This window comes from Shewanella sp. 10N.286.52.C2 (assembly GCF_002874545.1).
Lineage (GTDB): Bacteria > Pseudomonadota > Gammaproteobacteria > Enterobacterales > Shewanellaceae > Shewanella.
Genome location: NZ_MCTV01000068.1, coordinates 96,929 through 112,556 on the forward strand (window position 1 = coordinate 96,929; position 15,628 = coordinate 112,556).

Consider the following 15,628-nt stretch of genomic DNA (forward strand, 5'->3'; position numbering starts at 1 on the left):
ATAGAGTTGGGTAGGTGATAGAGTTGAGTAGGTGATAGAAGTTGAGTAGGTGATAGAAGTTGAGTGAAAGGAAGAGATTGAGTGAAAGGTAGAGATTGAGTCAAAGTGGTGGCTTGTATTGCATTGGCGGGTAAACACTTTCTCAACAGTCACAGTTATGGCCTAAAAGGCAATAACTGCAACAGCTGAAAACGGATAACCATCCCCTGGTTAGACTGACTTATGTAGCAGGTCTAGGTAACGGGTTCAATCGCTTGATGTGGATTGCGGCTATCTTGCCCTTGAGGCAGATTGCGCATTAAAATTGCTTTATCCAGCTCGACTTCTGCCGGCACAGCTAAGAATACAAAGTGCCCTGAACCTAACCCGGCTTCTACTGATTCACCTTTGCGATTAACTAATTCTGAAATGGTTAAGGTGATATTGCCTTGCGGGGTCATCAATTCAACACTGTCACCGACAGAGAACTTGTTCTTAACGTCAATTTCAGCTGCGCCGGCATCATTGCGTTTACCGGTAAATTCACCAACAAATTGTTGGGTATCACTGATTGAGTAGCCGTAATCATAGTTCTGGTATTCGTCATGAACGTGACGACGTAAGAAGCCTTCGGTATAACCACGATGCGCCAAGCCTTCAAGGTTATGCATTAGCGTGCGGTCAAAATCTTTACCTGCCACAGCATCCTCAATGGCTTGACGATATAACTGTGCGGTTCTCGCTACGTAATAAAAAGATTTAGTACGGCCTTCAATTTTTAATGAGTCGACACCCATTTTGGTTAAACGCTCAACGTGTTGAATGGCACGTAAATCTTTTGAGTTCATAATATAAGTACCATGCTCATCTTCATAAGCAGGCATATATTCGCCTGGGCGTCCTGGTTCTTGCAATAACACCACTTCACTTGATGGCTGACCTGCGCCCAATGTTGGCGGCGTCTCTAACTGCACACCATGTTGGTCAACAAGCCCTTGTGGGTTTACCGCAATAATGTCACCGGTTTCAGTTTGCTTTGCTTCATGGACATCGTACTTCCAACGACAAGCATTGGTGCAAGTGCCTTGGTTAGGGTCGCGCTTATTGATGTAACCAGAGAGTAAGCAACGGCCTGAGTAAGCCATACATAATGCGCCATGGACAAATACTTCTAATTCAATATCAGGGCATTGCTGACGAATTTCTTCAATTTCATCTAACGACAATTCTCGAGATAAAATAACGCGTTTAATACCTTGTTGCTGCCAAAACTTCACCGAAGCCCAGTTAATGGCATTGGCTTGTACTGATAAATGCACTACTTGATCAGGAAAGGCTTCACGTACCATCATGATAAGGCCTGGATCTGACATGATTATGGCGTCAGGTTTCATCGCCACGACAGGTTCCATATCACGAATGTAGGTTTTTAGCTTGGCATTGTGGGGCGCAATGTTGCTGACCACATATAATTTTTTATTGAGCGCATGGGCTTCCTGGATCCCCATGGCGAGGTTTTCCATTTTGAAGTCATTATTACGAACTCGAAGGCTATAACGAGGCTGACCGGCATATACAGCATCTGCACCGTAGGCAAATGCGTAGCGCATATTTTTAAGGGTTCCAGCTGGAGACAATAGCTCTGGTCTAAACATAATAACTCTCAATTTGATGAAAACTCGCACACAGCGCGGGGGCGGCATTTTACTGAAGTATGGCTGCTGAATGCAAATTTTTCCTCTGTGATTGCGGTTACAGTCAAATTTGATCATCTTTAATGGAATAAAATCCCCATAGTCGTTCTTTTTCTTTATTCAAATAAGCCACATAACTGGTACAATTGCTTACAAAGCGATAATAATAATACAACGGGCTGAATTGATGACGACTGAACACCAACTCCTAGTGGGTTTACTGAAAAAGCTTAAAGATGACGCATTGGTACTGCCAACGCTTCCTGAAGTTGCCATGAGAGTGCAAGAGGTGGTATCAAACCCTAATAGCAGCTTGAAGCAAGTGGGTGATATTATTGGCCAAGATGCGGCGATTTCGGCGCGCATTATTAAGGTGGCAAATAGTGCATTGTATAGCCGTGGTAAAAAAGCTGAAAATATCAGTGCTGCGGTTAATCGAATTGGCTTAGTGCAGATTAAAACCATTGTCACTTCAGTGGCGTTAGAGCAACTTTTTATCTCAACCAATGAAATGGTATGGGAGGTGATGGATGAAGTATGGCAAACCTCCATTGAAGTGACAGCAGCGGCAGGGGCATTACTTGCAATTTATAATAAGCGCAACCCCAGTAAAAGGTTAGATGCTGAAACATTGACCTTGGCTGGCTTAGTGCACAATATTGGCGCGCTACCTGTGTTATCAGAAGCTGAAACAAGGCCTGATACCTTTACCAGTATTGAACAATTACGCGGTCTCGTACGTAAAATGCAAGGGCCAATAGGTCGAGCTATTTTAAAAACGTGGGACTTTGCCCCTGAAGTGATGGAAGTGGTTGAGCGCTGGGCTGATTTGCATTACATCTCTGAGCAGGTCACTTATTTAGACTTTATTCGCTCAGCGGCCTATTACTCTGGTGAGTTAAGAGCAGGTCCCGAGCTTGAGCAGCGGTTAGCATTATTTGCCACAAGAGGCTTACCAGTTACCCCTGAAGATTTAGAGAGTGATGAGTTTTTAGATGTTTATCATTCGATAAAACAGAGTTATCAATAAGCATAAATTCAAGCCCGATGGCTATTGAGTTAACGCTAATAAGGCTAACGCTAATAAAGCAAGATAATAGAGGCACTCGGTTGTGTTAACTGTTGAAATAATGATCATTGTGTTTATTGGCTTAGTTTTGCTGCTCGGTATTGTACTGGGTGGCTATTTTCAGCAAGGGCGCTTTATTAATGAGTTAACCCAAACCCTTGATGTCAATAGTAGCAATAAACTACCGTTAAGTTTCAAACATACCCCTCGGGCTTTTAAACCCCTTATTCGCAATCTAAATCAACTACACAAAAATAATCCTGTTAATCTTGATCGTGACAAACTAACAGGACTGTCCAATCGAGTGGGCTTTAAACGCAAAATGTTTGCCAAAATGCCAGCGACCGAAGGTATGTTGATTTTGGTCGATATTCAACAGTTTAGATTTGTGAATGACTTATTTGGCTTTGTTTTTGGCGATCAATTATTGCAAGCATTTGCAGTGAGGATTAAAGGCTTAACTACCCCCCCTGCGTTTGTATCGCGAATGAATGGTAATGAGTTTTTGCTTTTTTATCCAAATTCATTATTGAGCCAGGATTTACAGGATATGAAGCAGCATTTACAACGACCATTTGAAATTGCTCAAACGCCAATCTGTATTAAAGTTCAACTAGGTGTATTGGAGTTAAATAAACACCATGCTGATGTCAGTTTAATGCTAAGAAGGCTGGATTTAGCCCTTAAAAAAGCTAAGCGCAGCAGTGGCTCTGTTGCTTTTTATAATCAAGATGATGATAAAGCCCAATATCGTGAATTATTAATTATCAATAGCTTACCAAAAGGTTTAAAGCAGAATCAATTGTACATGGTATATCAACCAAAGCTGGACATGAACTCAGGTGCTTGTCATCAAGTTGAAGCACTCATTCGTTGGAAACATGCTGGTCTTGGTGACATTTCTCCTTCGGAGTTTATTCCATTAGCTGAGCATACTGGCATTATCGATTTAGTTAGCCATTGGGCGCTGGATGAAGTGTTAAAACAACAGGTTAAGTGGATTAACAAAGGTTTAAATATCAAAGTGGCAGTGAATTTGTCCACCAAAGATTTAGAGAATAAACAGCTTCCGATCATCATAAGCAGTAAGTTGCTGCAATATAAAGTGCCTGCGCAAAACTTGACCATAGAAATTACTGAAAGCGCCTTGATGATTGATTTGAACAGCACCATAGAAACGCTAAATACCCTCAGAGACATCGGCGTCTCCATCGCCATTGATGATTTTGGCACCGGCCACTCTTCTCTTGCTTACCTGCGCCATCTTCCAGTGGATGAGGTAAAGATTGATAAAGCATTTTTGGACGATTTTAATTGTGATTTACAAGCTAACAAAATTGTCAAAACCAGCATAGATTTAGCTAGCAGCTTAGGGTTTAATGTCACGGTTGAAGGGGTCGAAACAAAGGCGGTATTTGATACCTTGATTGGATTTGGCGCCAATACCATCCAAGGGGATTATTTTAGTAAACCCCTTCGGCCTAGTGAGTTAGAGCATTGTTTAGCTCAGTTAATTAATCCGGTTAGCGCGACGTAATTTATTGCTAAATAGCTAATCTTGACCAAATTGTGATCGTAACTGTGCGATCAGCTCAACTGGCATCGGCGCCATTTGTCGTTGTTGATTCATACAAACCATTTCTATGGTCGCTGTCACAGCAGGCTTGTTAGCATTAGGTCGCCAAATTTCCTGTTGCCACACAGTACGATATTTACTTTCAAAATAATATCGAGTGCGAACATCAACAATATCTGCAAACTCAACCCCATCATGACAAAGCATATCGGTGCGATACACTGCAAATCCCAATTGTTGTAGCTGCCATAAGCTATTTAGTACATCGGCCCCAATAACATGCTCTCTGGCTCTTTCGAAATACTTTAAAAAGTTAGGATGATACACAACCCCAGAAAAGTCGGTGTCTTCATAATAGATTTGCACCGGAAAGTGAAATATTGGGCTATATGCTATTGTTTTTGTGCTCATTCGCTACTCAGTTAGGCTGATTTGGTTATTAAGGTAAAACGGATGCTTATTGTCACCTATTTAAACCACTTTAAACAGACTCTTGCTGTTGATATACCTAAGTTACATACTGCTCAGACCTGCAACGATATTGCATTGTGAGTAGCTTTAAGCATCACAGTCAAACTGATGCTTAATTTTTAGCTGACCTTTTGCTGCATAGACAATGGCAGTAATTGTGTTTCCCCAGTAAGCATTTGGTAAGCGCTTTGCGCGTTGACCGCTGGGCTGAAGATATAACCTTGGCCTACATGACATTGATACTGAATTAACTTTAATAATTGCAGCTCGGTTTCAATACCTTCGGCAACAATTTGCATATTCAAGTCCTTACCGAGATTAATAATGTTTTTAAGTACATTACCAGCCGCTTTGTTATCGATAAAGTTATCGATAAAGCCTTTATCAATCTTTAAGGTATCTAGCGGGAAATGGGTCAGGTAATTCAATGAAGAATAGCCTTTGCCAAAGTCATCTAAACTAATCCTGATATGCAGTTGATGCAGCTGGTTAAGTACTTTTTCAGCGACTTCCACGTTTTCAATTAATAATGATTCGGTAATCTCGAGCTCCAGTTTCTCGGCAGGAAAACCTGTTTCAACTAAAATCGCTTCAATTTGCTGGCAAATATCCGGCTGTGATAGTTGCACTGGCGAAATATTGACTGAAATATTGCCACTTAATAGCCCTTGCTGATGCCATTGATTGCCGGTTATGCAGGCTTGTCTTAATACCCAGTAGCCGATCTCAATAATTTGACCGTTACTTTCAGCTTCTGGAATAAAGCGATTAGGCGGGATCATGCCTTCTTTAGGGTGAAACCAACGCAGTAATGCTTCAAAGGAGCTGATCTCACCGCTGACTAAACAGACTTTCGGTTGATAAAATAACTCAAATTCACCATTCTCTAATGCCAGTTGCAGTTGCTGTTTGATAGTGATTTTTTCTTGCAGGGCGATGGAGAGCGCCTCATTAAAAAAGTATGCACTATTACGGCCTGCATGCTTGGCGGCATACATTGCCGTGTCGGCGTGCTTTAGCAAGGTCTTAGCATCTTGGCCATCTTCAGGGTAACAGGCGACCCCAATACTCGCTGAAGTACTGATCCAATGCTGTTGTACCTGGTAACCGCAATTAATGGTTGCTCTTATCCGTTCAACAATAGTCACTAATTGAGCCAACTCACCAGGATTTCGAATGATAATGGCAAATTCATCGCCACCTAATCGAGCTAATAAGTCATCCCTTTTTATATTGGCTTTTAAACGCTGACTGACCTGAATAATAAGCTCATCACCAATGTCATGGCCCATGGTGTCATTCACTTCTTTGAAATAATCAAGGTCGATAAAAACAATGGCTGCGTGAGTATTTTTAATGCTAATGGACGCTTCAAGTTTGCTATTAAATTGGAAGCGATTCGATAACCCCGTTAACGCATCAAAGTTCGCTCTTTTTCTAAGTTCAGTAATTTTTTGATGGCGAGTTAATAGGTATAAAAACAGTAATAAGGCACATATTATCAGCAAGCTAATAATGGCGTAATGCCACCAAGCTTGGTTTATTTTAAAAGCAAATATGGCTTGATGAGGGCTCCATAGGCCGTCGCTATTACTCCCTTGTACGATGAAGTTATATTCACCGGCACTGAGGTTAGTATATGTGGCAGTGTTGGTGTTACCGACATAGGTCCACTCTTTATCAAACCCTTGCAGCATATAGCGATACTGGTTTTTAGTGGGGGCACTGAAGTCTAATGAGGCAAAGGTAAACTGGACCATATTTTTTTGATAATCTAGGCTTAACTTAGCGAGCTGATTATTACTATTAGGGCCAATATATTCTTGGTTAGCAACAAGTGCCGAAGTAATATGCACTTGAGGCTGAAAGTCATTTCTTGTTAGCTGCTGGGTGTCAATTTTAAAGGCACCATGATTAGTGCCAATAAGTAACTCGTGGTTTCTTATTGCTATTGCACCATCTGAAAATGAACTGTCTTTTTGAGTGATGGCACTGGGGTATTGGGTGATTTTATTGGTTTTTGTATCCATGTGCGCAAATTTAGCTTGCGAGGTGATCCATAAATTTCCTTTACCATCACCCACCACGCCCTTGAGGGTATTGCTGGTAAACCCATGCTCTTTGGTGAAGTACTGGATGTTTAATTCATCACTCCATTTCTCGCCAATCTCAATTTTAGCCAGCCCTAACCCTTGAGTGGCAACCCAAATAATATTATCTTCATCTTGGTAAATTTTGACGGTGCGAATATTTTCAACCTCACTGCCTAGAGGCAAGTGTTTCACTTCATCAGTTTCAGGGTTAATTCGGAAAATAGCATTGGTTGTGGCCATCCATAATTCGCCGTTATGAATGATTTTCTTATCAAAGGCAAAGTTACCTCCAGAGCGATATGCATTATCGTAGTGCTCGAAATAGCGCTTTAAAATGCCTTTATCAGGATTGAACAGTATTAAACCCACGTCTAAATAACCGCTTATCCAAACATTGCCTTTGTTGTCAGGTATGGCGAGGTAAAACTCATTACTGGGGAATCCATGGGGGTTGTCAGAGCTATTACTAAAATGCCTTAAAGTATCATTATCAATATTATACTGTGATAAGCCATTGGCACCCGCTATCCATAAATTGTTTTGTTCATCAACAATGGTGCTATAGGGTTCATTGATCACAGCATCTGTTATTGGCGCTATGGTAATTGTTTCTGTGCCAGCGTTAATCTTATCGATACCTTTATCAGTGGCTATCCATATATTATTTTGTTTATCGGTATCAAACCAATAAACGAAATTACCTGATAACTCGGGTTTAAAAGGGTGAGGGCGATATAATCGAGAGCCTTGTTTAAAGCTTGAGTAGCGCGATACACCATTGCCAGTGCCGAACCAAATACCGTTTGAATAATCGATTAAGATGCTTGCAACGTAATCATCAGCAAGTGAATTATCATTATAATCTTGATGTTTGATATGGCTGAAGGTCATGGTATCGAGTTGTAATCTTGTGGCACCATGATCGTGCGCAATCCACAGGGTATTGTTATCTTCTGCGGTAATGTAAAAAATTTGATTTGAAGCGAGCTGCTGGGAGGAGGGATTATCCCCTTGATGTTGAAATACCTCAGTAGCCAGTGTTTCAGGGTTAAACTTGATTAAGCCTGTTTGATAAGTGCCAATCCACACAAGGCCATCTTCAGCCTGAAACACGGTCGATAAGCTTCCGTCAAAGATCTCTTGGGTGCGCTTATCGTTAAAATTGACTAATTCCAGTTTCTGCTTCAGCCGATTTACCTTGGCCAAGCCAAAGTCTGAGGTTACCCAAATGTTATGGTTACTATCGTAAAAAAAGCCTGCGATAGAGGTATCATATGCTTTATCCGTTTCAACTTCATAGAGGAAGTAGGGGGTAAAGGTTTGAGTGTCTATATTATAGTGACTGACACCAGAGCCGGTGCCAAACCATAGATCGTTATTATCATCTTCAAATATATCTATTATCCAACTGGAACCTAAGCCATTACTTGATGATTTCATATCATGAATAATAATCTGATTATCTGTGGTTAACTGATTTAGACCATCTTCGGTTGCTATCCATATATCACCATTTGTATCCTCGTGGATTTTAGTGACGTAATTGTTTGATATATGGTGTTTATCATTTAATGAAAATTGGAAATTGGTGAAGTTAACCCCATCATAGCGACTGGCACCCGCATCGGTACCAAACCAGATAAAGCCATTTTTTTGTTGATAAAGGGTAGTAATACTCGAAGAAGGTAGACCGTCACTGATGGTCAGGGTTTCTAATCGAAATTGTTCGCCATAGCTTTGAGGCGTAAAAAAAACAGTGACGCAGGCGCAAGTGATTAACAATACAAACTGCTTTAACGCTCCAAACATCGACTAGCCTCAATTATTATTATTTTTTATTAATGAAGTTCGCTAGTAATTCTACATAAATTTAGAAGTGATGTAATGCGGATAAACAGCACAATATGGGAAGTGAGCACTGTGACCATATAGGAAAGCCTAGTTAGTTGTTTATATTGGTATTTTAAAACATACTAGCCAGCTTATATGTGTGTGTATATTTGTTTACACTAAGCCGAAGAGTGATGAAAAATGTGACAGTTAAAGTAGCAAGTCATGGTTAATCGCGATATGGCTGCCAGTGACATCAAGCAGTGACTTTGCTGTTAAAGGCGCAACGCTGATCACTTGGGTATTACAGCCATATTTTTGTGCCACTTTGGCAAGCAATAAATCAAAGTCACCATCGCCAGACAATAAAATTACCTTATCGACATGCTCGGCAATATCAAGAATATCTATGGTAATTCCTACATCCCAGTCGCCTTTGGCACTGCCATCACTGCGCTGAATATAAGGTTTGAGTTTGACTTCAAAACCTATGTGTTTTAATGCATCTTGAAACTTTCTCTGACCGTCGTCAGCAGGGGCAATGGCATAAGCAATAGCATGTTCAATGTGATATTGCTGACTCAGTAATTTATATAAAGCGCGGTAATTGAATGAGCGCCCAAAAGCTTGCTTACAGGTGTAATAAATGTTTTGTACATCAACAAAAATAGCCACTTTTTCCATTTTTACACCTGTATTAAAGTCATTAAGTTAAGGTCGTTGTTTTTGCGCCTCAATAGCATCATTGAGTTGTTGTTCAACATATCCGGGTGAATGCGTTGCCCCTGAAATGAGTCGATACATGGCAGGAATAACTAATAAGGTCACTAGAGTAGCAAATGCCATCCCAAAGAACACTACTGTACCCACAGCTATTCGACTTTCCGAGCCTGCACCTGTTGACATAATGAGTGGAATTGCGCCGATTAGAGTGGTAAAAGCAGTCATTAAAATCGGTCTTAAACGACGAGCTGAGGCGTCGATAATGGCTTGCTCTATTTCAAGGCCTTTATCTCGCAGCTGGTTGGCAAACTCAACAATCAAAATACCATTCTTAGTCACCATACCAATGAGCATTATCATGCCTATCTGGCTATAAATATTTAACCCCTGACCGGTTAAATAAAGCCCTAAGAAGCCGCCAAAGATCCCCATTGGTACGGTAAACATCACCACTAATGGGTTGATGAAACTCTCGAACTGCGCCGCCAGAACTAAATAGGCAACCAATAGCGCTAAACCAAATACGATAAATACGCTGCTCTGGTTTTCTTTAAAATCCTTCGACTCACCGGTATAGGACACATTTATATCACTGGGGAGCATCTCAATGGCTTTTTGGTCCAGAAAATCTAATGCTTCACCGAGTGTATAACCCGCGCCTAAATTCGCCTTTAAGGTTATCGATTTTTGTTTATTTAAATGGCTTAGTTTTTGCGCTGAAGCCACTTCATCAATCTTGGTAATGGTATCAAGGGTGATAAGTTCACCGGTTTTAGTGCGCATATATATCTGACTCAAATCAGCCACGCTATTAAAACTATTTTCATCACCACGTAAGTAAACATCGTATTCTTCACCGCGTTCGATGAAGGTGGTTTCACTTTTGCCGCCCAGCATAATTTCTAAGGTGTCGGCTACTTCTGAGACACTGACGCCCAGCTCTGCAGCGCGTTGCCTATCAACACTCACCAGTAATTCGGGGGTGGTTTCTGCATAATCAAGATCAGCGCCTTCTAGAAGTGGGCTATGATCCGCTTCAAGTTGCAGTGCCTGTGCCCATTTAAATAGCTCCTGATAATTAGAACCACCTAAGACAAATTGTACCGGCTCACTGGATTGGCCTCTAAAGCCAGGCAACATTGGCCGAACCATAACGTCAGCAATGCCATCAAGTGCTTTAGCGATAATGCCTAAAGATTGCTGGGCATTAATATCACGGTCTTGCCACTCTTCTAATTGGATAATCACAAAGCCGGTCTGGTCGCCTGCGCGGCCACCAAAAGCAGGCGCTTGAATACTAAATGACTTAATAACACCATCGCCTAACATGGGCAGTAGTCGCTGCTCGACAATATCCATGTTGGCCGCCATGCGGTTATAGCTGGTGCCTTCAGCGCCTTTAACAAAAGCAAACACGACACCGCGATCTTCTTGTGGTGCTAGCTGTGCTGGTACTTGGTTGAGTAACCAGCCACTACCAATCACACAAGCAATAATGATAATAGGCGCGATATAGCGGTATTTCACCGCTTTTGAAACCAGCTTACGGTATTGCTGCTCTAGGCGCTCAAAAAGGTCATCAACCCACAGATTAAATCGATTAGGTTTGACGTTAGCCTTAAGTAATTTACTACCAAGTACTGGGGTTAAGGTTAGGGCAATGAGTGATGAAAACAGCACTGATACAGCCAACATGACTGAGAATTCAGTAAATAGCAGCCCCACCATGCCCTCCATAAAGGAGATAGGTAAAAATACCATGACCAGTACCGCTGTGGTTGCCATTACAGCAAAACCAACCTCATGGGCACCTTTGTACGCGGCAAGTATCGGTGGCTCACCTTTTTCGAGGTGATGGAAAATATTTTCTACTACTACAATGGCGTCATCGACCACTAAACCAATGGCGAGGATCAGTGCCATTAAGGTTAACAAGTTGATTGAAAAGCCAAAGCTATTGGCCGCAATAAAAGCAGAAATTAATGATACCGGAACCGTCACCGCAGGGATCAATGTGGCTCTCACTTGGCCAATAAAAATGTATAGCACCAGTATCACTAAAATAGCAGTGATAATAATAGTGTTATACACCTCATCAATAGAACGAGATATAAACACGGTAGAGTCATAATCTACCGCGAGGGCTGTGCCATCAGGAAGAAACTGTTGAATGTTATCAACCTCTTGATGAACCAATTTAGCGACATCTAAAGGGTTAGCATCTGATTGGGCAATAATGCCTAAACTAAGGTTAGGAACACCATTACTTTTAAAGGTTGAGTTTTCATTCTCTGCACCGATAAATACATCAGCGACGTCTTTTAGATAAATCGGACTGCCATCTTCTGCAGTGCGTACAACCAAATAATCAAAATCATCTGGATTATTATAAAGTCTGGCCGTTCTCACAGTCATAACAGTGGTGTCATTACGGACCTCACCACCTGGGGTTTCAACATTTTCAGTATTTAAAGCAGAGACGATATCATTGGCTGACACGTTACGCCCGGCCATAAGTTCAGGCTTTAACTGAACGTACATGACTTTATATAATCCACCAGTGATTGAAATAGAACTCACTCCGGAAATTAAGTTAAATCTGTCCTCTAGCACCCGTTGGGAGTAATCAGTTAACTGGGTCCTATCCATCGTCGATGAGCTTAAATTGACATAGATTGCCGGCTCCCCAGAGCCATTGTCTTTAGAGACCACAGGATCGTTAGCTTCATCAGGTAAGCGTCTTTGAGCGCGTGCGACAGCATCGCGAACATCACTTACCCCTTCGGTTAAATTCCAGCCTAATAAGAAGGTTACAGTAATGCGCGACATGCCATTGCGGGTTACTGAGGTAATTTCATCAACACCACTGATACCGGTTAATTCATCTTCAATGGTGGTGGTGATCTGGCTTTCCATAATGGTTGCCGAGGCGCCATCATAGGTGGTCATTACAGTTACCACAGGGCTTTCTACATCTGGCATTTCTCTGATTGAAAGCTTAGACAGTGATACCAGCCCAAATACCCCTAAAAGCAGGCTCAGTACGATGGCGACAACAGGGCGTTTTACCGAAACGTCAGAAAGCCACATTAACTTTTCTCCAATTCAGTGGTTAGCATTGCGCTGTCATCTTCTTTAGCGATTTTCTCAGTGGTTGAGTTGGTTTGTAAAATATCGACACTGACACCATCACGCATATTGACAAGTCCCTGAACCACCACATTGTCGCCAATTTTAAGGCCATTTGAGATCAACACTTCATTATCAATACGGGCACCAAGAATGACTTCAGTACGTTTAGCAATGTTGTTCTTTCCAATCAAATAGACAAAGCGTTTAGTACCTGAGTATTCAATAGCCTGTACAGGAATGACTGGCTCAGCAATCGCAGGAAAGTTAAGTGTCGCCGCCATCATCATTCCCGGCTTGAGTTGACTATTGGAGTTATCAAACTGCACTCTAACTCGTAAATTTAAGGTGTCTTGATTAATGCGGGAATCAATGGCGGTAATCTCGCCGCTAAAGACTTGTTCAGGCCAGGCTTTACTTTGTGCCGCTACAGGCATACCAATGGATAACATAGATAAATAATGCTCAGGCACTTGCAGGTCGAGTCTCATACTAGAAAGGTCGTCAAATGCCAGTAACTCGGTGCCGACAGCAATCATTTTACCTACACTGAAATCAACTAAGCCAGCGGTGCCAGAAAAAGGCGCATTTAATGAATGGTAATCAAGTTCTGCTTGGGCAGCGGCTAAACGCGCCTGAGCTATATCTACACTGGCTTGTTGGGCATCGATTTCAGTTTGGGTAATGGCATTACTTTTAACTAATTTTTGGAACTCTTTGAGCTTTCTTTTTTCATCAGCAAGGTAAGCCGCGGCTTCTGCTGTTGCCGCTTTGGCTTTGGCGTCGTCTAATTGAACAATGATTTGCCCAGCTTGAATATCTTGATTGGACTGAATATTAATTTGACCGATTTGCCCAGCCACTTGCGAAGAGATATACACTGATTGTTCAGCGTCGAGCTTACCAATCAAAGACAGTGATTGAGATAATTCATGTTGCTCTACAAGCCCTGTAACAACCGGAATAGATTTTTTGGCTGGGCCTTTTTGAGACGGCGTAGCTTTATTGGCTTGTGAAAAATCACTATAGATGACTGCGGCAGCAACTAAGCTGCAAATGACAATAAGGGGAAGTAATTTTTTCATAATAGAACTCGATGACTCGTTGCTGAATTGCGGTCTATATTAATAAATAATTAGCCATATAAGCGTAAATGAATGTAAAGCAAAGAAGATAAGAGTGTAACTGAACATTCCGATAACAAGCTCATCAACAGTTCGTTGCAACTGTAGGCGATTAGCTGATCATTTTGTAATGAATAGATAACATTAGCTTGGCTTATGTTGTTGGTGACTTTTGGTGTTCGACATTGTTACTGTGACAATTTGCTAGCTTATGATATTAACAACCTGCGGCTTAGTTATTCTTCTCATTAAAATAGCTCATTAAGCTAAATGCACTTAAATAAAAAAGCCACTTAGGTAATACCTAAATGGCTTTTTTTACTCGCAGCTTATAGGGCTATTAGTCGAAGTTTTTTTCATGCTCACTATTAGCGGGTTCAATACCCATAAAGTATTCATAACCTTTATCGGTTAAGCTTTTTTTGGAGGTGGCGTTCGCTTGGTTATTGGTATTAACCTGTTTAGGCTTCATTTTTATAACTTGTTTTTTACTGTCTTTGTTTGGCAAGCTGACTAGGTCATTTTGTCGAGACATATTATTGAAGTTATAGTTAAAAACGCCGTTTCCTTGAATGAACTCAACACTCGATTTATCTTGAGACTGGTATGATGCCAAAATGCCATGTTGCCCTAATGGCACCTCATGAAATAATTCTCGGCCTGTACCGATTTTTACCCCATCAATAAACCAATCAGCAGCGACATTACTCACTAAGGTGATCATGGCTGATTTTAACCCTAGCTTTTCATTAATGAGCGAATCAATTTTACTGTTATAAGAAGGCTTGAAGGCCATCTTGATCTTGTAGTTTAAATTACCACTCATGTTCATGCTGGCATCAATAACATCGTATGAAAGCAACACGCTACGATCATTTAAGAATGGATCCGTTTTAATGGTATTAGTGACAATGTAATTTTCAGAATCTTTAAGACAGTCGTTTATTGATTGGAATTTAGAACATAACGTCGAACCGTCTAAATCAACAGATTGGACTGTATCTGGTTTTGATACATCAGCGATTAGACGTTTGGTTATATCACTTTTTAGCGAAGCTAATTGCTCGTCTTTATCGGTACGTTTAGTATTAATCGCATCGTACTCGGCCATAATAGTCTTGTACTCTCTACGAAGTGATTTGCCGTCAATATCATATTTGGTTTCTAACTGGTCAATTTTAAGCACCAGTTTTTCGATATCTTGGTAATAAGCATTAATGTTTGAGCGCGATAAAATTTTAGCCGGTAGTTTTGAGATAACGTGATCATACTCAGTTTTCTTACTCTTTATTTCAACACTGAGAGCATGATAATCAGATTCTTTTTTCTTATGAGTCGATAACTTGTCATTGGCAGAAATAAGTAAGCTGTCAATGTTGTATTTTTGCTCAATTTCTTCAAGTGCTTTAGTTTCACTGCTGGTAATAATTTCTAAACCAAATGAGCTGCTTGCATAAAAGCATAAAAACATAAATGTTATTCGACTATATCTCACTGATTTCTCCGTTTTTTCTTAATTTTTTTGGTGTATAGCAATTGCGCCATAACAAATGGTCAACAGTAAAACAATCCGTCAATAATTTTATATTACTGAAGTTGGTATGTCTTTACAAATAGATTGTTGTTTTTGAGTATTTTTTACAACATCGCCACAGCTCACGAAAATTAATTCATCTAGGCCATTTTTATACACTAAGGGATAAGTTGTAAATGATTTTTAAGCTGTTGTTAATTAGTAAAAATAGTCCATATGGATGATGAGTTTGGCAAGGGGCGGATAAACATGAACATAACGGCGTCGCTGCAATATGGTTTGGCGAGTTGTTAATATTTCAATTGTTTTTGGATATGAATTAATGGTGTCATTTTTATGACATTAATCAACAAAACTGCAGCTTTAACCTGTTTAGTGAATTTTTTAGTCATGAGATATAAAAATG

General features: G+C 40.7%; 9 protein-coding genes. 2 read left to right on the top strand and 7 right to left on the bottom strand.

All coding sequences use genetic code 11. The features are described 5' to 3' along the window. Positions 1 to 233: 233 nt before the first annotated feature. Positions 234 to 1,634 (bottom strand): tRNA 5-hydroxyuridine modification protein YegQ, encoded by a 1,401-nt coding sequence (gene yegQ, locus BCU94_RS18235; RefSeq protein ID WP_102438026.1) that lies wholly within the window; start codon positions 1,632 to 1,634, stop codon positions 234 to 236. Positions 1,635 to 1,860: 226 nt separating this feature from the next. Between yegQ and BCU94_RS18240 the strand changes: the two genes are divergently transcribed. Together BCU94_RS18240 and BCU94_RS18245 are read left to right on the top strand one after the other, a co-directional pair. Continuing rightward, entirely contained in the window at positions 1,861 to 2,703 is an 843-nt protein-coding gene (locus tag BCU94_RS18240) for an HDOD domain-containing protein (RefSeq protein WP_102438028.1), read from the top strand. Positions 2,704 to 2,785: 82 nt separating this feature from the next. Beyond that, positions 2,786 to 4,279, top strand: coding sequence for a bifunctional diguanylate cyclase/phosphodiesterase (locus BCU94_RS18245; RefSeq protein WP_102477176.1), 1,494 nt, complete (start codon positions 2,786 to 2,788; stop codon positions 4,277 to 4,279). Positions 4,280 to 4,294: 15 nt separating this feature from the next. Here the strand turns inward: BCU94_RS18245 and BCU94_RS18250 are convergent, their stop codons facing one another. From BCU94_RS18250 to BCU94_RS18275, 6 genes are all read right to left on the bottom strand, one after another. Beyond that, positions 4,295 to 4,729: a thioesterase family protein gene (locus tag BCU94_RS18250; RefSeq protein ID WP_102438032.1), complete on the bottom strand. Its 435-nt coding sequence runs from the start codon at positions 4,727 to 4,729 to the stop codon at positions 4,295 to 4,297. 179 nt (positions 4,730 to 4,908) lie between these two features. Next, positions 4,909 to 8,691: an EAL domain-containing protein gene (locus BCU94_RS18255; protein WP_102477177.1), complete on the bottom strand. Its 3,783-nt coding sequence runs from the start codon at positions 8,689 to 8,691 to the stop codon at positions 4,909 to 4,911. Positions 8,692 to 8,922: 231 nt separating this feature from the next. Further along, complete coding sequence (locus BCU94_RS18260; protein WP_102438036.1) at positions 8,923 to 9,396, bottom strand: NYN domain-containing protein; 474 nt, start codon at positions 9,394 to 9,396, stop codon at positions 8,923 to 8,925. A gap of 27 nt (positions 9,397 to 9,423) precedes the next feature. Then, positions 9,424 to 12,525, bottom strand: a complete 3,102-nt coding sequence (locus BCU94_RS18265) for a multidrug efflux RND transporter permease subunit (RefSeq protein ID WP_102477178.1) — start codon at positions 12,523 to 12,525, stop codon at positions 9,424 to 9,426. After that, positions 12,525 to 13,649, bottom strand: coding sequence for an efflux RND transporter periplasmic adaptor subunit (locus tag BCU94_RS18270; protein ID WP_102438040.1), 1,125 nt, complete (start codon positions 13,647 to 13,649; stop codon positions 12,525 to 12,527). The genes BCU94_RS18265 and BCU94_RS18270 overlap by 1 nt, the downstream gene beginning before the upstream one ends. 379 nt (positions 13,650 to 14,028) lie before the next feature. Then, on the bottom strand, positions 14,029 to 15,183 hold the full coding sequence (locus BCU94_RS18275) for a hypothetical protein (RefSeq protein WP_102477179.1): 1,155 nt from the start codon (positions 15,181 to 15,183) through the stop codon (positions 14,029 to 14,031). Positions 15,184 to 15,628 lie beyond the last annotated feature (445 nt).